The sequence below is a fragment of the Bradyrhizobium sp. in8p8 genome (assembly GCF_000426845.1).
GTDB lineage: Bacteria > Pseudomonadota > Alphaproteobacteria > Rhizobiales > Xanthobacteraceae > Bradyrhizobium > Bradyrhizobium japonicum_C.
Window position 1 is genome coordinate 45,154 of the sequence record NZ_AUGD01000019.1, and the last position, 20,696, is coordinate 65,849.

The following is a 20,696-nucleotide window of genomic DNA, read 5'->3' on the forward strand; positions in this document are numbered from 1 at the left end:
GAGGCACTTGCGAAGTCGGCGGCGCCGGGCTTTAAGCTTTGCTCTTGCTGCAAATCGGCGGCCATAAGCCGATGTAAGGGAGCGCTCTATCGATGCCCACCAAGCCCCAATTGCCGGAACGTTCACCGCGAGGGACGGCAGGTCCGGCTGCGCTCGATGGTCTGTTGGTCGTCGATTTTACGCGGGTGGTCGCCGGACCGGCCTGCACACAGACGCTCGCCGATTTCGGTGCACACGTCATCAAGATCGAGAATCCCGATGGAGGCGACGACACGCGTGCCTATGAGCACGCCGAAATCGGTGGTGAAAGCGCCGCCTATCTCAGCCTGAACCGCAACAAGCGCGGTATTGCGCTCGACCTTGCCATTCCGGAGGCTCGAGAGATCGCGCTGGATTTGATCCGCAAGGCAGATGTGGTCGTGGAGAACTTTTCGAGCGGGGTCATGAAGAAGTTCGGACTCGACTATCAGTCGGTCGCGCCGCTGAACCCACGGCTGGTCTATTGCTCGATCTCCGCCTACGGACGCACCGGACCGTTTGCCTCGCGGCCCGGCTTCGATCCCATCACCCAGGCGGAAAGCGGCTTCATGTCGCTCAACGGATTTGCCGACGGCCCTGCGGTTCGTACCGGTCCGCCCATCGTTGACATGGCGACGGGCATGTCTGCCTGCAATGCGATCCTGCTCGCGCTGCTGGCGCGCGACCGGCTCGGGCGGGGCCAGCATGTCGAAGTCGCCCTGTTCGACGTTGCGATGGGCATGACAGGCTTCTACGGCATGGCCTATCTCATCAACGGCGAAAACCCCGGCCGGTTCGGCAATTCGCCCAGTGGGTCTCCCACGGTCGGCGTCTACGAAGCCTCCGACGGGCCGCTCTACATGGCCTGCGCCAACGACCGGCTCTACCGTCGGCTCGTGGTCGACGTGCTGAATCGGCCTGATCTCATCACCGACCCGCAATTTGCGACGCGCAAAGCGCGTTCGGAGAACAAGGAGCTGTTGCGCGCGGCCATCGCGGAGGTCTTCGCAAGCGATACTCTGGAGAACTGGATGGCCAAGATGAAGCGGGCCAATATTCCGGTCGGTTATCTTCGGACGGTCGAGGAGGGGTTCAATGCGCCCGAGGCTCGCGAGCGCCATCGCCTGAATCGGATTCCGCACCCGACGGCGGAATGGGTGCCGAATATCGAGCCGCCAATCACAATGAGCCTGACCGGCGCGATCGATCCCGTTGCGGCACCTCTGTTGGGCGAGCATACCGGGCAAGTCCTGCATGATACGCTCGGCTACGACGAAAGCCGGATCGCGGAATTTGCCGAGAGGGGCGCGTTTGGCGCGGTCAAGCCTCCAACCTCGGCGTGAGTCGCTTCCTCGGCTTGATTTGGCGAAGGTCCCGCCGCATAAATGCGTAACAGCGAGGGACACCAATGGCGCCTGGCAAGGAGCCGAGCATGATCCAACCCACCGGTTCGCAAGCCGGTGGAGGGGCCTATGCATCACTGATCGCGAAGGCCCGGGCGCTTCTGCCGCAGCTGCGCGAGCGAGCGGCGCAGACGGAGGAACTGCGGCGTCTCCCGCCGGAAACCGAAAGAGATCTCCACGATTCCGGCTTGTTCCGGATGCTCCAGCCATCACGGGTCGGCGGCGCCGAGCTTGACTATGTCGCCCTCGTCGATTGCGCTGAGCTGCTCGGAAAGGCAGATGCGTCGGTTGCCTGGAATCTCGCCAACCTGGCGAGCCATCACTGGATGCTCGGCATGTTCGAGCAGAAGGCACAGGATCTCATTTGGGGCCGTGATCCGGATACGCTGATCGCATCCTCCTTCATTTTTCCGGCCGGACGCGCCACGCGGGTCGAGGGCGGATACCGGCTGCACGGCAGCTGGCCGTTCTCGTCCGGCGTTGCCTCTTGCGAATGGAACATGCTGGCAAGCGTGGTCTACTCCGACGACGAGGCGGATGGTATCGAATATCGAATCTTCCTGCTGCCGAAGGGCGATTACAAGGTGCTGGACACCTGGAATGTCGCCGGACTGCGCGGGACGGGGTCTTGCGACGTGGAGGTGAGGGAGGCCTTCGTGGCCGACCACATGACCGTCGGGGTCGGGGATCTCTCAGGTGGCCCGACGCCGGGAAGCTCCGTCAATCCGAATCCGCTTTACGCACTGCCCGTGTTCTCGCTCTTCCCATACGTCCTCTCCGGCGTGGCGCTGGGGAATGCACAGGCGTGTCTCGACGATTATACTGAGGTCGCGCGGCATCGCATTTCGACTTACAACCACGCCAAGCTTAGCGATTTTCAGAGCACGCAGATCAAGATCGCGGAGGCTTCCGCCAAAATCGATGCCGCACGCCTGATCATGCGTTCGGCCTGCCTGGATGCCATGGATGACGCGCGGCGCGGCCATATCCCTGACATGGCGACCAAGACCAGATATCGGCGCGACGGATCGTATTCAGTGAACTTGTGCACGGATGCGGTCTCGATGCTGTTCGCAGCCAGTGGTGCGCGCGGTCTGTTCACGAGCGGTGTGTTGCAGCGACAGTTCCGCGATGCGCACGCGATCAATTCGCATCTGGCATTCAATTTCGACGCGGCCGGAACCAACTACGGACGGGTGGCGCTGGGCCTGCCCTCCGAAAATCTCACGCTGTGAGGTCGGTCGATGAATGATCTGCCGAAGCAGCCCCGCGCGCCCGATCCCGCCAACGAGTTCGCGAGCGACAGCTCGCAGATCGATCCGCGCGACTTTCGGAACGCGCTCGGGACCTATGCAACCGGCGTGACGATCATCACCGCGGCAGCGCCCGACGGCAAGCCCTACGGGCTGACTTGCAATTCGTTCGCCTCTGTCTCGCTGAATCCGCCGCTGGTGCTGTGGAGCCTCGTCGTCTATTCCTCCAGCCTGACCATTTTCCAGAACGCCAGCCATTTTACCGTCAACGTTCTAGGCGCCTCGCAACAAGCGCTTGCGAACAAGTTCGCGAAATCGTCGGACGACAAGTTCACCGGCGTCGCCTGGACACCTGGCCTCGGCAATGCACCCGTGCTTGCCGAGAGCGTCGCCAATTTTCAATGTCGCTCCGTGAACCGCTACTATGGCGGCGACCACGTGATCTTTCTCGGTGCAGTCGAGGCCTACACATACAATGCGAAGGAGCCGCTGCTTTTCGCGCGGGGAGCGTTCGGTCGCTTCATGGCTGACGATGAGCGGAAGAAGTCGTCATGAAGCGCTTCAGCTTGCCTTGGACGGGTGCTCTGTCGCTGAAAGCTTGTAGATCTCCAGCGCATCCGCCTCTGCGCCGCGCGCCGCCTTCGCCATCCTGAAAAGCTGTCCCGCGAGCGAGGCCATCGGCACCGGCGTCGAGGTCGCCTGTGCGACATCGGCGACCGTATCGAGGTCCTTGAGCATCGTGGCGATGTGGCCGAGCGGAGGGCTGTGAATGCCCTGCACCATCCGCGGCACGAACAGCTGGAGCGGAATGGAATCCGCAAAGCCGCCGGCGAGCGCTTCGGGCAATCGGTTGGCGTCGATACCCGCGTTCACGGCCAATCGCGCTGCTTCCGCGAGGACGGCCATCGCGCATCCCACGATTACCTGGTTGCAGAGTTTGGTGGTCTGTCCGGCGCCAATCGGACCCATATGAGTGAACCTGCGCGCCATGGCCAGCACATAGGGTCGCACCCTCTCGATATCACCAGCTTCCCCGCCGGCCATGATCGCCAGCGTGCCGTCTTCCGCGCCCTTCGTGCCCCCGGATACCGGCGCATCGATCCAACTCGTACCATTCGCGTCTTTCAGTCGCGCTGCGAGATCGCGCGCCGCGTCAGGATGGATGGACGAGAAGTCGACCACAAGCTTGCCTGCGCCGGGCCCTTCCGCCAGACCCTCGGGTCCGAAAATCACCTCCTCGACCGCTCTCGCATCCGTCACGCACATGAAGACGATGTCCGAGTTCACCAGGAGATCACGCGGCGTGCCCGCGCGCTTGGCCCCCGCCGCGGCGAGCGGAGCGACTTTGCCCTCCGATCGGTTCCAGACAGCGACCTGATAGCCGGCGTTGAGGAGGCGTCGGGTCATCGGCGCGCCCATCAGTCCGAGGCCGAGATAGCCGAGCCTGTCGGTACCCCGCGGGCTTGCGTTGCTCTCTTCAGCCATAGGTTGCCTCCTTCTGCCGCAATGTGGCGCCGCCTTACCATACATTGCGGACGGGAAGGCGAAACCGCCCCGGTCCGCATGGCTTGCCTGATTGTTTGAACCATGAAACATTTGATGCAGTCGGGTTGGGGGCGCCGGTCGGCGCCGTAGCAGCGGAGTGGCACGATGCGAACCGTTTCGAAATGGATCCTGGCTTTGGGAGCGGCAGCAGCCGTGAGCGCGGGCGCAAGCCCGTCATGGGGACAGCAGACGATCCGCGTCGGCTGGACCATCCCGGCCGAGGAATCCAAGTACTGGATGATGCGCAGGCCGACCGAATTCCCCAGCATCGGCAAGACCTACAACATCGAATGGACCCAATTCCAGGGCACGGCGCCGATGACGCAGGCCTTGGCGGCCGGTGCGTTGGATTGCGCGACGCAGGCGCCTCTCTCGCTCTCCAACGGTGTCGTTGGCGGCAATCTCAAGGCCTACATCGTCGCGCAGCATGTTTTCGAGAAGCCCGGCGGCTTCTCGGTGTACTGGGCCGTCAAGGATGACTCGCCCATCAAGACAATTGCCGACCTCAAGGGTAAGACGGTCGGCATCTCCGTGATCGGCGGAGGTACGCAAGGTCCATTCAACCTGCTGCTGAAGCAGAATGGCGTCGATCCGGCCAAGGACATCAAGCTGGTCGAGGTCGGCTTTGCCGTCTCCGAGGACGCGCTGCGCCAGGGGCGCGTCGATGCAGTGAACATGAACCAGCCCTTTGCCGCGCGCGCGGAGGCAAAGGGCGGGACAAGGAAGCTGTTCTCGCTGTCCGAGGCCATGCCGAACATCGTGCACATCCTGGAAGCTTGCCGTGCCGATTTCGTCGACAAGAACCCGGAACTGGTCAAAGCCTATGTCCGCGACATCACGTCCGGCATGAAGAAGGCGCTGGCGAACCGCGAGGAAACCTTGAAAGTCGTGTCCGAAGTGCTGAAGGCGCCCGTTCCGGTGCTCGAGACCTATTTGCTCAAGGACAACGATTTCGGCCGCGACCCGGGCGCGGCGCCGAACTTTCCGGCGATCCAGAAGATGCTGGACATCTATGCGGAGACAGGAATGCTGCCGAAGCTGGATGTCGCACAGTTCAAGCATCCGTCGATCGTCGCTCCGTTGCAATAATGGGGCAGACGATATCCGACCACAAGATCGCGGCGTTCCGGATTATCCGGGACGCTGTCTGAAGAAGATGCTGATATGAAGAAACTGCGATCACGCGTTACCACGGATGGGCTCGACCGGGCCCCGCATCGTGCATTCATGCGTGCCATGGGGCTCGACGACGCTGCGATCGCCAGGCCGATGGTGGGCATCGTCAGCATGAAGGGCGAGCAGACGCCCTGCAACATGACCCACGACTTCCAGGTGGCTGCAGCCAAGACCGGAATCGAGGAAGCCGGCGGCACACCACGGGAATTTTCGACAGTCTCGGTTTCCGACGGCATCAGCATGAATCATGAGGGCATGAAGTTCTCGCTGTTCTCGCGGGAGCTGATTGCCGACTCGATCGAGGCCGTGGTTCATGGCCTGGCCTACGATGCGTTGATCGGATACGGCGGATGCGACAAGACGCTTCCCGGAGTGATGATGGGCATGGTTCGCTGCAACGTGCCGTCCATTTTCATCTACGGCGGCAGCTCGCTGCCGGGGCGCATTGACGGACGAACGTTGACGGTGCTCGACTCTTATGAAGCTGTCGGGAGCTTCATGACGGGCGAGATCGACGGCGCCACGCTCGAGCGGATCGAGCGCGCCTGCCTGCCGACGATCGGCGCGTGTGCCGGCCAGTTCACGGCGAATACCATGGGCATGGTGTCGGAGGCGATGGGGCTGACCATTCCCAACGTCTCGATGGTGCCGGGCGTCTATTCCGAGCGTGCACAGATCTCGCGACGTGCGGGGCGCCTGATCATGGAGATGCTGGAGCGCGGCGGGCCGTTGCCACGCGACATGGTGACGCGGAAATCTCTGGAGAACGGCGCGGCGATCGTCGCCGCGACGGGCGGCTCCACCAATGCTGCCCTGCATCTGCCGGCGATCGCGAACGAGGCCGGAATTGCGTTCACGATCGATGATGTGGGTGAGGTCTTCGCCAGGACGCCCTTGATCGGGAATTTTCGGCCCGGAGGCAAATATACGGCGAAGGATGTCTACGATATCGGCGGCGCTGCGGTCATAATCCGTGAGCTGATCCAGAGCGGGCATATCGACGGCAACTGCTTGTCCATTACTGGCCGCACACTTGCCGAAGAGTATGGTGCGGCGAATGCGCCCGACGGAGAGGTCGTGCACGCGGCTGGCGCGCCGATCATGGCTGACGGCGGCGTCGCGGTGCTGAAAGGCAACCTCTGTCCCGACGGCGCGGTGATCAAGGTTGCAGGTTTGAAGAGCCTGTTCTTCGAAGGCGTGGCGCGGGTTTTTGAGGATGAAGAAGCCTGCGTCGCCGCCGTTCGCGACCGCAGCTACAAGGCGGGCGAGGTTCTCGTGATCCGCAATGAGGGGCCGGTCGGCGGACCCGGCATGCGCGAGATGCTCGGCGTCACGGCGCTGATCTACGGGCAGGGCATGGGCGAAAAAGTGGCGCTGATCACCGATGGCCGGTTCTCTGGCGCGACCCGTGGCATGTGCATCGGCTACGTATCGCCCGAGGCTTTTGTCGGCGGTCCGCTGGCGCTTGTTCGCGACGGCGACAGCATCAGGATCGATGCGGCGAACCGACGGATGGATGTCCTGCTCGAGGAGCAGGAACTCGCCGCGCGGCGACGCGAATGGAAGCAACGACCGCCCCGTCACCGCGCAGGTGCGCTTGCCAAATACGCGCGCCTGGTCGGGCAGGCGCCGGGCGGAGCCGTTACGCATGAAGGCCCGGCGGAATGGCCGTGGTTCGAATGACGCGCCGCGCTTGTGCGAAAATGACGACCTGTCTGGCAGGCTTCTTGCTAAGCTCGTCCCGTGAAGGGTCGTGCGAGTGAGGCGGAAGACGGGATGACGATAGTGCCTGCGAGATCGAGCGAATGGGTGAGACCGGTGGCGCAACAGGAGCCGGCTTCTGCAATCATCGAGATCGATCGCGTCTCGCAGGTCTTCCAGACCTCGGCGCGCAAAGATCATGTGGCGCTTTCAGACATCTCGCTCACGATCGAGGAGGGAGCCTTCGTCTCCATCCTTGGCCCGTCCGGCTGCGGCAAGTCGACACTGCTCTACATTGTCGGCGGATTCGTCAGTCCGACCAGCGGTGCGGCGAAGATGAAGGGGCAGGCGATCACGGCGCCCGGTCCGGATCGCGGACCGGTGTTCCAGGAATTTGCGCTGTTTCCCTGGAAGACCGTGCTCGGCAACGTGATGTACGGGCCACGTCAGCAAGGCGTTCGCGCCACCGAGGCCGAAGCGCAGAGCCGGGCCTTGATCGAGATGGTCGGCCTCAAGGGCTACGAGAACTTCTACCCCAAGGAATTGTCCGGCGGCATGAAGCAACGCGTGGCATTGGCGCGGACGCTTGCTTATCATCCCGAAGTGCTGCTGATGGACGAGCCGTTCGGCGCCCTCGACGCGCACACGAGGACACGCCTGCAGAACGATCTTCTGAACATCTGGGAGCGTGACCGCAAGACGGTGCTGTTCGTCACGCATTCCGTCGACGAAGCGGTCTTCCTCTCCGACAAGGTCGTCATGATGTCGAAATCGCCCGGACGGATCCGGCAAGTCATCGACATCGACCTGCCGCGGCCGCGGCGCCGCAATGAGCTGTTGCTCGACCCGCGTTACCAGAAGTACGTCGTCGATATCGAGCGGATGTTCGATGAGAGCGACGAAGGCGGCGTGTCCGCATGATGTCGCCGGCTGCCGTGACCAAATACGCTGCCCCGGTGCTCGCCTGCATTGGACTGCTGGCGGTGTGGCAAGTCGCGTCACTGGCGCTGAAGAACGACAGCTTTCCGACGGCGATCGAAGCGATCAGTGCGATTCCCAGCATCCTTGGCGACAAGGAATCCTTGATCAACATCCTGGCCTCGCTCCGGCGCATGGCGATGGGATTTGGCGCGGCCGTGCTCGTGTCGATTCCGCTTGGTCTTTTGATGGGACGTAGTGCTGCGATCGCGGCCTTTTTCAATCCGCTCCTGATGGTGATCTATCCGGTGCCGAAGGCTGCCTTGATGCCGATCATCATGCTGTGGCTGGGTGTCGGCGACATCACGAAGACGCTCGTGATCTTCCTCGGGGTCAGTCTGCCCGTGATCTATCACAGCTTCGAAGGCGCCAAAGCGATAGAGGAGAAGATGCTCTGGTCAGGCGCCGCGATGGGGCTCTCACCGCTGCAACGCCTGGTGCGCATCGTGCTGCCGGCGGCGCTCCCGGAAATTCTGACGGGGTGTCGTACGGGATTGGTGCTGGCGCTGATCACGATGATCACCAGCGAGATGATCGCCCGTCAGTCGGGCGCTGGAAACATCCTGTTCAATGCGCTCGATATGGGCCAATACGACACCGTATTTGCGATGATTATCATCGTGGGAGCGATGGGAATCTGCCTCGATGCAATCTTCGAACGAGTCCGCGCAAGATTGGTGCGCTGGTCCGAACCTCAGTTCGACATGCCGCTGAGTTTCTCATGATGTCGCGGTTTCTCTCACCAAATGTCGCTCTTGGGATCGCCCCGATCGTCATGGTGATCGCGCTGTGGCAGGGCCTGGTGTCTTTCGGCTTCGCGCCAGCAGTTCTGCTGCCGCCGCCAGGCTTCGTCTTTGGCCGGTTATTGCAGCAGCTTGTGACTTCAACATTCCAGCAGGAGATCGCGGCGACGCTGATCAGGCTGTTTGCCGGTTTCGCGATTGCTGTCGTGGTCGGTGTCAGCGTCGGCATCGCCGCTGCAGCAAGTCCGGCGATCAACGCCGTGGTCCGGCCGATCGTGCGTGTCTTGGCTCCTCTGCCCAAGGTCGCGCTCTATCCGGCGTTGCTGCTGCTGCTCGGATTTGGCCACGGATCGAAGATTACTTTGGTGGCTGCCGATGCTCTTTTCCCGATCCTGCTGTCCACCTATTACGGTGCATCGACGGTCGAGCAGAAGCTGATCTGGTCGGCCATGGCGGCGGGAACGCCGCGCCGCGAAATCCTCTTCAAAGTGGTGCTGCCGGCGGCGATGCCGTCGATCCTGACCGGGTGCCGGATTGGCCTTGTCATTTCCTGCATCGTGGTGTTTCTGGCCGAAATGATCACGTCGACGGACGGATTGGGACACGCCCTCGTGACGGCGGCCCGAACCTTCCAGGCGGTGGACATGTTCGTGCCGCTGATCACGATCTCGCTGCTGGGATTGATCCTGAACGGGCTGCTGGGAGTCCTGCGCTCTTACCTGCTCCGGGGCTTCCCCGAAGCGTAACAAACAAGAATTCAGAAGACCGGGAGTGGACCATGCTGGCTGACCGCATCGAAGCAAAATGGATCGACGCGTTTTGCGAGATTTTCGAACGTTGCGCCGTCAAGGCGGGCGATACGGCTGCGATCCTCTCGGAAACCCAGTCGCGCGCCTTGAACGTGCATCTGGCGGAATTGGCCCTGCTGCGCATGGGGGCCCGGCCGTTTCACGTGGTGATGCCAACACCGCGCAACCGGAATATCGTTCCGGTTCGCTCCACCGGCGCGAGCGAGGCGATTCAGCGGCTCGGCCCGGTCATCACCGCGCTTCAGCAGGCGGGTTTTGTGGTGGATTGTACCATCGAAGGCCTCATGCACGCGGTGGAGACGCCGGAGATCCTCAAAGCCGGCGCGCGCATCCTGGTGATCTCGAACGAGCATCCCGAGGCCCTGGAGCGCATGGTGCCGGATTCCGCGCTCGAGAAGCGCGTTCGTGCAGCGGCCAAGATGCTGCGTGGAACGAAGCGCATGCGGGTCACCTCGAAGGCAGGCACGGCGCTCGATGTCGACATGGTCGGGGCGTCCACGGTGGGCGTATGGGGCTGGACCGACAAGCCCGGCACGCTGGCGCATTGGCCGGGCGGCATCGTCGTCAGCTTTCCGAAGAGCGGGACCATCAACGGCACGCTGGTGATGGCGCCCGGCGACATCAATCTGACCTTCAAGCGTTACCTGACCTCGCCGGTGAAGATGACGCTGAAGGACGATTATGTCGTCGAACTGGAAGGCGACGGCACGGACGCGGCGATGATGCGCGCCTATCTCGCCGCCTGGGGCGATCGTGAGGCCTATGCGGTTTCGCATGTCGGCTTCGGCATGAACCCCGGCGCTCGCTACGAGGCGCTGTCCATGTACGACCAGCGCGACACCAACGGCACCGAAATTCGGGCCGTCTCCGGCAACTTCCTGTTCTCGACCGGCGCGAATGAGTTCGCAGCGCGCTATACGGCAGGGCATTTCGACCTGCCGATGATGGGAACGACGATCGAACTCGACGGCGTTGCCGTGGTCCGGGAGGGGATGCTCCAGGACGTCTTCGGCTAATTGTTGCCGAGCACCGGGGGGCGCGCCAGCCCGAAGTGGCGGAGCAGATCGACCATGGCCTGGAGCCGTTTCGCGCGGTACGCGTCGACGTCGAGGCCTGAGTAGTCGAGAAAGCCTGCTCCTGTGCGCAGGCCGATCCGGCCTTCATGCATGTTGCGTGATATGACGTCCGGCGCCCGGTACCGGTCGCTGCCGAGCGCGCCTTCCAGATACCTGCTCGCGTAGTAGAGGATGTCGCCGCCGCCCCAGTCGATGAATTCGAGCAGGCCGAGCACGGCATAGCGGAAGCCGAAGCCGTAGCGGATCGCCTTGTCGATCTCCTCCGCGCTGGCCACGCCCTCTTCGACCATGCGCGCGGCTTCGTTCATCGCCAGCGCCTGGATGCGCGGGACGATGAAGCCGGGTGTGGCGGCGCAGACCACCGGTACCTTGCCGATGCCTTCGAGCAATGCCTTGACCTCGTCGATGACAGCCGGGTCGGTGGCCTTGCCTGGCGAAATCTCGACGAGCGGGATCAGATAGGCCGGGTTGAGCCAATGCACATTGAGGAAGCGGCGGGGATTCACGATCGCGCCGGAGAGATCATCGACGAGGATCGTCGATGTCGTCGATGCAATGATGGTGTCCGGGCCGACTTGTCGCGACGCTGCCGCCAGCACCTCGCGCTTGAGCTCGACCACCTCGGGAACGCCCTCGAAGACCATGCCGGCCTCGGACAGAGCTGCAGCGCTTCCGCCGGCCGCGACAACCGAGACGCGCGCGATCAGCAGATCGACATCCGCCTCGGCCAAGAGCCCCAGCTTCGACAGACTGGCGAAGGTCTTCCTGACTTCACCAAGCGCGTCCGCTTCGAGCTTGGCGAACTCCTCGGCCGAGCGCGCCTTGATATCGATCATCGTGACCCTGTGCCCCGCATAAGCGAAGGCGACGGCGATGCCCCGGCCCATGCGGCCAGCGCCGAGACAGGCGATATTGATGCGATTGGTCATCGATCAGAATCCATTGCGGAGCAGCGTCTGTAGTTCAGCCTTGCTGAGATTCCCGAGCCCGAGCGTCTCGAGCGTTCGGCCACCTCGGGCAAAATCTTCGCCGCAGATCGCGCCGCCGATCGACAGGAACGCGTTGGCCAGCGGCGTTGCAACGCCGGCCAACCCGGCGACGGACACCAGCAGCGATAGCCCAAGCCGCAGGTCTTCCCGCATGTAGCGGTGCTCGGTCAGCACGATCCGCTCGCGCCAGTCGCCGGAATCGGTCAGCCGGTCGTGCGAGCCGCGGCCGTACATCCAGATCTCGCCTTTCTTCGCGTAGTGATGCGCGAGCGGGAAATGCGGCGCGCCGTAGCCAAGCGCCTCGCGCACCGCGATGCGCTCGTCATCGAGCGCGTCGGTGACCCGGCGGATCGCCGCTTGCGTGCCTTCCTTGTGAATGTCCCAGCGCTCGAAATGTTCGATCGGCCCTGCGTTCATCACGATCAGCGGCGGATGGATGATCGGACCTGCGTTCATCAGCGCCCCGGACAGCGCGTCTCCGCAGGGCTCAATAACGCCCGGGAATGCACGTCCGATCACGTCGAGGGCATGCGGCGCCTGATCAAGCGGGAACACCCCGACCGGAAGTCGCTTGGCGCGGATGGTGATCGCCACCTCGAACGGTCCATGCTTGCGCGTCAACCAGGGCAATGTGCCGGTTTCCGCAAAGCTCGCCTTGGCCCGGTTTCCAGCATCCTGTGCGGCCTTGGCGAAGATCATCGAGCCGAATGTCGCCGGCGGCAGAAACACGACCTGGCCGTCCCGCAGATGCGGGGCAAGCAGCCGAGCGATATCTGCTTGCGCGAAAGCAGGTGCAGGGCACAGGATCAGCTCCGTGCCATCGACGGCTTCGGCCATGTCGGTCGTGACCAGGGCGACCTCCACGTCGTGACGGCCGTTGTGATCCTTGACCAGGATGCGCGTCCCGGCGGCGCGCTGCGCCGCGACCTGATCGGCATCGCGGCGCCAAAGCCGAACCTCGTGCCCCGATAGCGCAAAATCGCCCGCGGCCGCGAAAGAGCCGTTTCCCCCACCCAGAACTGCGATCTTCAAGATGCTTCTCCTTGCCCGCGGGATTGCGCATCAAGCTGTTTCAGCAGGAAATGCTGAACCTTGCCCAGCGCCGTCCGCGGCATGTCGGTGACGAAGACGATGTCGCGCGGAACCTTGTAGCGCGCGAGCTGCGCCTGAAGATGGGCCCTCAAATCGTCCGCTTCGAGCCGGCAGCCGGATCTCGCAATCACATAGGCGATCGGCACCTCGTCCCAGCGCGGGTCTGGCCGGCCGATCACCGCGCATTCGCTTACATCAGGGTGTTCGAGCAGGACGCGTTCGACCTCGGCCGGGTAGACATTCTCGCCGCCGGAAATGATCATGTTCTTCTTGCGGTCGCGAACCCAGAAATAGCCATCGGCATCGCACAGGCCGATGTCGCCGGTGCGATACCAGCCGTCGTGCAATGCGTCGCGCGTCGCGGCCTCGTTGCCCCAGTATTCGAAGAACACATTGGGCCCGCGCACCGCGATCTCGCCCGGTGTGCCCGCCGGCAGTTCGTTGCCGGCCTGGTCGATCACTTTCGCCTCACAGCACAAGCCGGCAAGGCCGGTCGATCCGGCGCGCGACAGATCGCCGCCAAGCCGCGTGTAGACGGCGATCGGGCAGGTTTCCGTCGAACCATAGACCTGAAGCACGGGGACATTGCGCGCGACGAAGCGCTCGATCAGGTGCGGCGGCACGATCGTCGAGCCGGTGGCGACGGCCTTGAGTGACGAGAGATCGGTGGTCGCCCAGGCGGGATGTTCGCTCACGGCCTGGATGACCGCGGGCACCATGACTGTGAGTGTCGGCCGCTCCTGCTCGATGGCGGCGAGTGCTGCGTCCGGCGTGAAGCGAGCGTGCACCGTGACAGTGGCGCCCAATTGGAGCGCGGGCGTGGTCTGGATGTTGAGGCCGCCGACATGGAAGAACGGCAATACGGTGAGTACGTGGTCATCGGACGTCATGTTGTGCATGTGCTGGCTCATGACGCCATTCCAGAACAGCGCCTCCTGGCGCAACACCGCACCTTTCGGCCGTCCGGTCGTTCCCGACGTGTAGACGATCAGCAACGGGCAGGAGAGGTCGGTGTGTGGATTTCGACCGGTGCCGCCGCTCCCAGCCAGCAGATCCTCGAATGTCATGCCGCCGGGCGGCGCGAAGTCGAGGCCGACGACGGATTTTCCCGGGGCGGTCTGCCCCAGCTCGGCGAGCACTCCGGAAAACGCCTGCTCGAGCACCAGGACCTTGGCGCCGGCATCGCTCAGAATGAACAGTTGCTCCGCCACCGCAAGCCGCCAGTTCAGTGGCACCAGCATCGCGCCGAGCCGCGCGCAGGCGTAGAGCAGAACCAGGTAATCCGGCCTGTTCAGGCTCAAGATCGCGATGCGGTCACCGCGGCCGACGCCGAACTCCTGTTTCAAAGCCGTTGCGGTCCGTTCGATGCGTGCGGCGAATGCGGCATAGCTCAGCCGTTCGCCTTCGAAGGCAATGGCCGTCTTGTCTGGCGCGAACGCCGCGTTGCGGTCGATCAGGCTGCAGAGGTCCACGGTCAGTCGTCCGTTTCGCCGGCCTCGTACAGCGCCTCGCGCCCGATCCGGTCGAGGCAAAGCTCGGCGGTCCAGGGCAGCATCAGCGAGCCGCAACGGCTGTCGCGATAGATCCGCTCCAGCGGCAGCGAGCGCAGCATCGCCTGGCCGCCACAGGTGCGGATCGCGAGCGCGGCGAGCTCATTGGCTCCTTCCATCACCGAATATTGCGCGGCATAGGCCCGCAACACCTGCTCCTTGCTCGGATTGGCGCAGGCTTCGGTGACAGCCTGGAACCAGATCCCCTTGATCTGCTCCAGCTTGATCTGCATCTGCGCGACGGCGATCTGCTTGGTCGGGTACATCCTGCGCTTGACCGGCGGCATGCCCGGGACCTCGCCGCGCAAGTAGTGCACCGTGAAGTCGTAGGCGGCCTGCGCGAGGCCCATATAAGTCGGCGACAGCGTCAGGAACATGTGCGGCCAGCGCATCGCAGCCTGGAAATAGACGCCGCGCGGCATCAGCGCGGAATCCTCCGGCACGAACACGTCCTTGAACAGGAGGGTCCGAGAGACCGTGCCCCGCATGCCGAGTGGATCCCAGTCGCCGACAACCGAGACGCCGTCTGATTTGGCCGATATCGCGAGGTATAGCGTGTTGCGGCGCGACGCCTTCTCGCCTTCCTCGATCTCGGTACAGAGCACGCCGTAATAGTCGGCGTGGCCTGAGAGCGATGCAAAGATCTTCTTGCCGTTGACGATCCAGCCGCCCGCGACCGGCCTTGCTTCGGTGCCGAAAGCGACGCCGCCTGCAGCGGCAGCGCCACCTTCGGAGAACGGTTGCGAGTAAATCGCACCGTCCGCGACGATGCGCTTGTAATGGACCGCACGCCGCCGCTCGTGCTCGGCACGGGTCTCCGCATCCATGTCGAGATCGTCGGCGAGTGGCCCCGACCACAGGGTCGAGCAGACATGCATGTTCCAGGTCAGCGCGGTGGCGCCGCAATAGCGGCCGATCTCGGCCGCCGCCAAGGCATAGGTCTGGTAGTTCGCGCCGAGGCCGCCGTGTTTTTTCGGCACGGCAATGCCGAGCAGGCCGACGCGATGCAGATCGCGATAGTTTTCGGTCGGGAAGGTCGCCTCGCGATCGTAAGTGGCGGCGCGGCCGGCAAACACGGTCTGGCCGATCTCCCTTGCGCGGGCAATGATGCCGGCCTGCTCGTCGCTCAGACGGAATGCGATGGGATCGAAGATCGGCGCATCCAGCGCGACCTTGTTGGTCGTGTCGAGGGTCTTACTGACTTGCATGGTCATTGCGCAGTCACCTTACGCTTTGCTCGCGAGAGAGTTCAGAAACCCGCCTAGGGCATCGTCGAAGGCATCAGGGCGCTCGAGATTGGCGAGATGGCCCACACCGGCGAGCTCGACATACTTAGCCCCGGGGATATAGGTCGCCGTCTTTGCCATCATGGGCGCAGGTGCGTTGTTGTCCTTCGAGCCGGACAGCAGCAGCGTCGGCACGGAGATGTTCCCAAGCGTGCTGCGTTGATCGAAGCCGATCAGAGCCAGCATCATGGCGCGATAGCTTGCTTCGGGCACGCTTCCCATGCATTCGCGCGCCAGCTCCATGCCGTCCGGATCGGGATCGTCGCCGACAAGCTCTTTCACCAGTGATGGCGCCAGAGACTTCATTGTCTCGCCGCGATCGAGCGGCCCTAGCCGTGCAGCGATGAATGATTTCTGCCAGTCGCCATCTGCCTTGCCGAAGGCAGGGCTGGTCTGCGCCAGCACAACCGCACGTGCCAGTTTGGGAGATTCCACCAGCCACCTCTGGACGATCATGCCGCCGATGGAATGGCCGACCAGAACAGGCCTGCTGACATCGAGCTGTTCGATGAATCGTTGGAGTGCCTCCGCCAGGGCAGCGATGCTGACGCTGGCGAGCGGTTCCGATCCGCCGTACCCCGGCATATCCCATGCGATAGCGCGGAAGCGGTCGCTGAATGTGGCAAGCTGCCGCCGCCAAGCCCGTGCGGCACCGCCGATACCATGCAGGAATATCAAAGGTATCGCAGCCGGATCGCCCGCGGCTTCATAGGCGAAGCGTCCGTCTTTTGTTATCATTGGCACAGGCTGCGACACGCGACATCCTTTTGCTGGGGCCCTTTGATGCTAACAGGCCTGCTGGCATTGGAAAGCGATAATTTTATACTTAAAGCAATTTTCGGGCCGCTCTCCTGTTCTACATTCGCGGGGTGCGAGCGGCGGTTCGTTGCAAAAATTTGAAGGTTAAAATATATCGGCAGAACGATCACGAGATCGAGGGAGCCTGCGCATGTCCGGATTGCCGCATTTGCCGCACGCGCTGGTGACCGGTGGCGGTCGCGGCATCGGCCGCGCAATCGCTGCTTCTCTCGTCGGCGCTGGCGCAACCGTAACTGTGCTTGGCCGCAACGCGGCGGTTCTCGAAGAGGCAGTCAATGCAGGTGCCGCGCACTTTGCCGCCGTCGCTGACGTCTCGAACGAAACGTCAATGAACGCCGCCATCGCCGCAGCGAGTGCGCACAAGCCGATCGATATCCTGATAGCCAACGCCGGCAGCGCTGAATCGGCGCCATTTTCGAAGTCGGACTCGGCCCTTTTTGCGCGCATGATGGATGTCAATTTCATGGGCGTGGTTCACGCCGTCCGTGCCGTGCTGCCGGGCATGAAGGATCGTCCGTACGGCCGCATCGTCGCGGTTGCGTCCACCGCCGGGCTCAAAGGTTACGCCTATGTCAGCGCGTATGCTGCCGCCAAGCACGCCGTCGTCGGTCTGGTGCGCTCCCTTGCTCTCGAAATGGCCGGAAGCAAGGTGACCGTGAATGCGGTGTGTCCCGGTTTCACCGACACCGACCTGGTCGCCGGCAGCATCGAAAACATCATGAAGAAGACCGGCAGGACCCGCGAGCAGGCGATCGCCGAGCTTGCGAAGCACAATCCGCAGGGGCGTCTGATCACTCCCCAGGAGGTGGCCGATGCGGTGCTCTGGCTTTGCGGCGAGGGCGCCGGCGCGATCACCGGACAGGCGATTGCGGTTGCCGGCGGTGAAATTTAGCATTTGTGTGCAATGCGGAACAGGGAATCCAAGGAGATCGCATGAGCAGGCCAGCCAATCCCGTCACCCTCCCGCTTGCAGATTATTCGCCTCAGCATTTTTTGCTGGCTGTGGTCGACGGCGTCGCGACGGTCACGCTCAATCGGCCCGAGCGGAAGAATCCCCTGACATTCGAGAGCTATCGGGAATTGACCGATTTCTTCCGCGCCTGCGCCTTCGACGACGCGGTCAAGTGCATCGTCGTCACCGGTGCCGGCGGTAATTTCTCGTCGGGCGGTGACGTGTTCGAGATCATCGGTCCGCTCGTGAAGATGGACACCAAGGGGCTGACTGCCTTCACGCGCATGACCGGCGACCTCGTCAAGGCGATGCGGGCATGTCCTCAGCCGATCGTGGCCGCGGTCGAGGGCATCTGTGCCGGGGCCGGGGCCATTATCGCCATGGCATCCGACATGCGCCTTGCGGCGAGCGGCGCCAAGGTGGCATTCCTGTTCAACAAGGTGGGCCTCGCCGGCTGCGACATGGGCGCCTGCGCAATCCTGCCGCGGATCATCGGGCAGTCCCGCGCCTCCGAGCTGCTCTACACAGGCCGGTTCATGACCGCGGACGAGGGCGAGCGCTGGGGCTTCTTCAGCCGCATCGTCACGCCGGAGCAGGTGTTGTCCCAGGCGCAAGTTCTGGCGAAACAGATTGCGGAGGGGCCGACCTTCGCCAACACCATGACCAAGCGAATGCTGGCGATGGAATGGGCGATGTCGGTGGAGGAGGCGATCGAAGCGGAGGCGGTTGCCCAAGCGCTGTGCATGACCACGGCGGATTTCGAGCGCGCCTTCGAGGCTTTCGCCAACAAGGTCAAGCCGGTCTTCAGGGGCGACTAGTCTGGTCGCCCTTATGGCGGCGCACCAACAACGGGGACTTGCGCGAAATTATTTTAGGCTTAAAATAGTTTCATGGCCGGGTGAATTGGCGAGGCTCCCATGAAAGTCGCGATCATCGGTGGCGGACCTGCGGGTCTCTATGCTGCAATCCTGCTCAAGAAGCAGCGCCCGAGCGCCGACATCACGGTCTACGAACGCAACCGGCCCGACGACACCTTCGGTTTCGGCGTGGTGTTCTCGGACGCGACACTCGACAATTTCGAGAAGCACGATCTCCCGAGCTATCGCCGTATTACTCAGGAATTCGCCTATTGGGACGATATCGCCGTGCATTTCCGCGGCACGGTGCATCGCGTCGGCGGCAACGGCTTCTGCGGCTGCTCGCGGCAGAAGTTGCTCCTGATCCTCCAGGAACGTGCACGCGAGCTGGGCGTCGCGCTGCATTTCGAAGTGGACATCGACGACGAGACCCGATTCGCCGACGCCGATCTCATCCTGCTCGCGGACGGCATCAACAGCCGCTTCCGCGAGAAATATATCGAGCATTTCCAGCCTGAGGTCGACGTCCGTGCCAACAAATTCGCCTGGATGGGCTCTACCAGACCGCTTGATGCTTTCACCTTCATCTTCCAGGAGACAGAGTGGGGGCCGTTCATTGCCCATGCGTATCAGTATGAGGCCGGGCACTCGACCTGGATCTTCGAGACCGATCCTGAAACGTTCGGGCGCGCGGGGCTGACGGGCCTCGACGAGGCTCAGTCCGCCGCGCGGATGGCGGATATCTTCGGCTGGTTTCTGGGTGGGCACAAGCTGCTGACCAACCGCTCGATGTGGCGCAACTTCCCGATGATCCGCAGCAAGCGCTGGGTCAAGGACAACATGGTCCTGCTCGGTGACGCCAAGGCCAGCGCGCATTTTTCGATTGGATCTGGCACCAAGCTCGCGATGGAAGACGCGATTGCGCTGGCCGAAGCCATGGAGAAGGCGCCCAGCATCGAGGCGGCGCTGGAGGTCTATGAGCACGGCCGCCGCGAGGAGGTCGAAAAGACGCAGCATGCCGCCGACGTCTCCCTGGTCTGGTTCGAGCATGTCGACCGCTTCTGGGATTTTGACCCGGTGCAGTTCGCCTTCGGCGTCATGACGCGCTCGAAGGCGATCACCTATGACAATCTCAAGCTCCGCGCGCCGGATTTCGTGGCCGAGGTCGACAAGTCGTTTGCCAGACAGGTCCGGAGCAGCGGCTTCGATGTCGACACCGAGCGGCCCTTGGTGCCGCTGTTCCAGCCGTTCCGCTTGCGTGAGATGGAGCTCGCCAATCGCGCGGTTATGTCGCCGATGTGCATGTATTCGGCCAAGGAGGGGGTGCCGACGGATTTCCACCTCGTGCACTACGGCTCGCGCGCGATTGGCGGCGCCGGGCTGATCTTCACCGAGATGACTTGTGTCAGCCGCGACGCCCGGATCACGCCCGGCTGCGCCGGTCTCTGGAACGACGAGCAGGAAGCCGCATGGCGACGCATCGTGGACTTCGTCCACGACAACTCGGCCGCAAAGATCTGCCTGCAACTGGGGCACGCCGGCCGCAAGGGCGCAACCAAATTGATGTGGGACGGCATGGACCGGCCGCTCGAGCAGGGCGGCTGGGACATTTTCTCGGCATCGCCGTTGCCCTATTTCCCCGATAGCCAGGTGCCGCGCGAGCTCGATCGCGCCGGCATGGACGCGGTGAGGGATACTTTCGTTGCGGCGGCCGAGCGCGGCGAGCGCTGCGGCTTCGACATGTTGGAGCTACACTGTGCCCATGGCTATCTGCTCGCGAGCTTCATCTCGCCGCTGACCAATACCCGCACGGACCAGTATGGCGGTTCGCTCGAAAACCGGCTGCGGTTCCCGCTCGAGGTGTTCGAAGCGCTGCGCGCGGCATGGCCCTCGCACAAGCCGATGTCTGTGCGCATCTCTGCAACCGACTGGGCCGACGGCGGCATCACCGGCGATGATGCCGTCACCATCGCGCGCGCCTTTGCCGAGGCCGGGGTCGATCTCATCGACGTTTCGACCGGCCAGACCGTGCGTGACGCGCAGCCGATCTACGGGCGCATGTTCCAGACACCGTTCTCGGATCAGGTCCGCAACGAGGCGCGCGTCGCCACCATGTGCGTCGGCAACATCACCACGGCGGACCAGGCCAACACGATCCTGGCCGCGGGCCGGTCGGATCTCGTTGCGCTGGGCCGTCCGCATCTCGTCGACCCCTTCTTTACCATGAAGGCGGCGGCCTGGTACGGCGCAAACGACGCCTTCTGTCCTCCGCAATATCTGCCCGGAAAAGACCAGATTTTCCGCAACAGCGTCCGCGACCGGCAGGACCTCGAAGAGCTGAGGATTAAGGCTAAGCCCAAGACCCGGGCCGAGCTCAAGACCGAGGCGACAAAGCCGCTTGCGGCGGAGTGACCGCCCGTGCGACGTTAACCCGTTGCCTGTGTTTCGA

The 20,696-nt window shown here is 63.3% G+C and carries 18 protein-coding genes; 12 read left to right on the plus strand and 6 right to left on the minus strand.

The genetic code is table 11. The features are described 5' to 3' along the window. Window positions 1-92: 92 nt before the first annotated feature. The 3 genes from K408_RS0131290 (at window position 93) to K408_RS0131300 (ending at window position 3,229) form a co-directional block, all read left to right on the plus strand. On the plus strand, window positions 93-1,361 hold the full coding sequence (locus K408_RS0131290; protein ID WP_024342390.1) for a CaiB/BaiF CoA transferase family protein: 1,269 nt from the start codon (window positions 93-95) through the stop codon (window positions 1,359-1,361). Between the two features lie 89 nt (window positions 1,362-1,450). Continuing rightward, window positions 1,451-2,656, plus strand: coding sequence for an acyl-CoA dehydrogenase family protein (locus K408_RS0131295; protein WP_245265941.1), 1,206 nt, complete (start codon window positions 1,451-1,453; stop codon window positions 2,654-2,656). Window positions 2,657-2,665: 9 nt separating this feature from the next. Further along, on the plus strand, window positions 2,666-3,229 hold the full coding sequence (locus tag K408_RS0131300; protein ID WP_024342388.1) for a flavin reductase family protein: 564 nt from the start codon (window positions 2,666-2,668) through the stop codon (window positions 3,227-3,229). A 6-nt stretch (window positions 3,230-3,235) separates the two neighbouring features. On the opposite strand, the gene K408_RS0131305 is transcribed toward K408_RS0131300, so the two are convergent. Then, window positions 3,236-4,159 carry an NAD(P)-dependent oxidoreductase gene (locus tag K408_RS0131305; RefSeq protein WP_024342387.1) on the minus strand — a complete coding sequence of 308 codons (924 nt, stop codon included), beginning with the start codon at window positions 4,157-4,159 and terminating at the stop codon, window positions 3,236-3,238. A 165-nt stretch (window positions 4,160-4,324) separates the two neighbouring features. Here K408_RS0131305 and K408_RS0131310 point away from each other — a divergent pair, with 165 nt between their 5' ends. From K408_RS0131310 to K408_RS0131335, 6 genes are all read left to right on the plus strand, one after another. Then, a complete protein-coding gene (locus K408_RS0131310) occupies window positions 4,325-5,308 on the plus strand; it encodes an ABC transporter substrate-binding protein (RefSeq protein ID WP_024342386.1) in 984 nt (327 codons plus the stop codon). Window positions 5,309-5,383: 75 nt separating this feature from the next. Beyond that, window positions 5,384-7,078 (plus strand): dihydroxy-acid dehydratase, encoded by a 1,695-nt coding sequence (gene ilvD, locus K408_RS0131315; RefSeq protein WP_024342385.1) that lies wholly within the window; start codon window positions 5,384-5,386, stop codon window positions 7,076-7,078. A 93-nt stretch (window positions 7,079-7,171) separates the two neighbouring features. Continuing rightward, complete coding sequence (locus tag K408_RS0131320) at window positions 7,172-8,017, plus strand: ABC transporter ATP-binding protein (protein WP_024342384.1); 846 nt, start codon at window positions 7,172-7,174, stop codon at window positions 8,015-8,017. Further along, window positions 8,014-8,799 carry an ABC transporter permease gene (locus K408_RS0131325; protein WP_024342383.1) on the plus strand — a complete coding sequence of 262 codons (786 nt, stop codon included), beginning with the start codon at window positions 8,014-8,016 and terminating at the stop codon, window positions 8,797-8,799. Before K408_RS0131320 ends, K408_RS0131325 begins: the two co-directional genes overlap by 4 nt. Continuing rightward, window positions 8,796-9,563 carry an ABC transporter permease gene (locus K408_RS0131330; protein ID WP_024342382.1) on the plus strand — a complete coding sequence of 256 codons (768 nt, stop codon included), beginning with the start codon at window positions 8,796-8,798 and terminating at the stop codon, window positions 9,561-9,563. The genes K408_RS0131325 and K408_RS0131330 overlap by 4 nt, the downstream gene beginning before the upstream one ends. A gap of 32 nt (window positions 9,564-9,595) precedes the next feature. Next, window positions 9,596-10,642, plus strand: coding sequence for a 2,5-dihydroxypyridine 5,6-dioxygenase NicX family protein (locus K408_RS0131335; protein WP_024342381.1), 1,047 nt, complete (start codon window positions 9,596-9,598; stop codon window positions 10,640-10,642). Here K408_RS0131335 and K408_RS0131340 read toward each other — a convergent pair. Genes K408_RS0131340 through K408_RS0131360 form a run of 5 tightly spaced genes read right to left on the minus strand, consistent with a single transcriptional unit; the run spans window position 10,639 to window position 16,357 of the window. Next, window positions 10,639-11,631, minus strand: a complete 993-nt coding sequence (locus tag K408_RS0131340) for a 3-hydroxybutyryl-CoA dehydrogenase (RefSeq protein ID WP_024342380.1) — start codon at window positions 11,629-11,631, stop codon at window positions 10,639-10,641. The two genes, K408_RS0131335 and K408_RS0131340, sit on opposite strands and share 4 nt — an antisense overlap. A 3-nt stretch (window positions 11,632-11,634) precedes the next feature. Next, window positions 11,635-12,723, minus strand: coding sequence for an NAD/NADP-dependent octopine/nopaline dehydrogenase family protein (locus K408_RS0131345; protein WP_024342379.1), 1,089 nt, complete (start codon window positions 12,721-12,723; stop codon window positions 11,635-11,637). Continuing rightward, complete coding sequence (locus tag K408_RS0131350; RefSeq protein WP_024342378.1) at window positions 12,720-14,255, minus strand: class I adenylate-forming enzyme family protein; 1,536 nt, start codon at window positions 14,253-14,255, stop codon at window positions 12,720-12,722. The genes K408_RS0131345 and K408_RS0131350 overlap by 4 nt, the downstream gene beginning before the upstream one ends. Before the next feature lie 2 nt (window positions 14,256-14,257). Next, entirely contained in the window at window positions 14,258-15,547 is a 1,290-nt protein-coding gene (locus K408_RS0131355) for an acyl-CoA dehydrogenase family protein (RefSeq protein ID WP_024342377.1), read from the minus strand. A 12-nt stretch (window positions 15,548-15,559) separates the two neighbouring features. After that, the gene (locus tag K408_RS0131360; protein WP_051160748.1) at window positions 15,560-16,357 is read right to left on the minus strand and encodes an alpha/beta fold hydrolase; all 798 of its coding nucleotides are present in this window, start codon (window positions 16,355-16,357) and stop codon (window positions 15,560-15,562) included. Between the two features lie 211 nt (window positions 16,358-16,568). Here K408_RS0131360 and K408_RS0131365 point away from each other — a divergent pair, with 211 nt between their 5' ends. The 3 genes from K408_RS0131365 to K408_RS0131375 all read left to right on the plus strand — a co-directional run bounded on the left by K408_RS0131365 (window position 16,569) and on the right by K408_RS0131375 (window position 20,659). Then, a complete protein-coding gene (locus K408_RS0131365) occupies window positions 16,569-17,330 on the plus strand; it encodes an SDR family NAD(P)-dependent oxidoreductase (RefSeq protein ID WP_024342375.1) in 762 nt (253 codons plus the stop codon). A 41-nt stretch (window positions 17,331-17,371) separates the two neighbouring features. Beyond that, complete coding sequence (locus K408_RS0131370) at window positions 17,372-18,208, plus strand: enoyl-CoA hydratase family protein (RefSeq protein ID WP_024342374.1); 837 nt, start codon at window positions 17,372-17,374, stop codon at window positions 18,206-18,208. 99 nt (window positions 18,209-18,307) lie between these two features. Next, entirely contained in the window at window positions 18,308-20,659 is a 2,352-nt protein-coding gene (locus tag K408_RS0131375; protein ID WP_024342373.1) for a bifunctional salicylyl-CoA 5-hydroxylase/oxidoreductase, read from the plus strand. The last annotated feature ends 37 nt before the right edge of the window (window positions 20,660-20,696 follow it).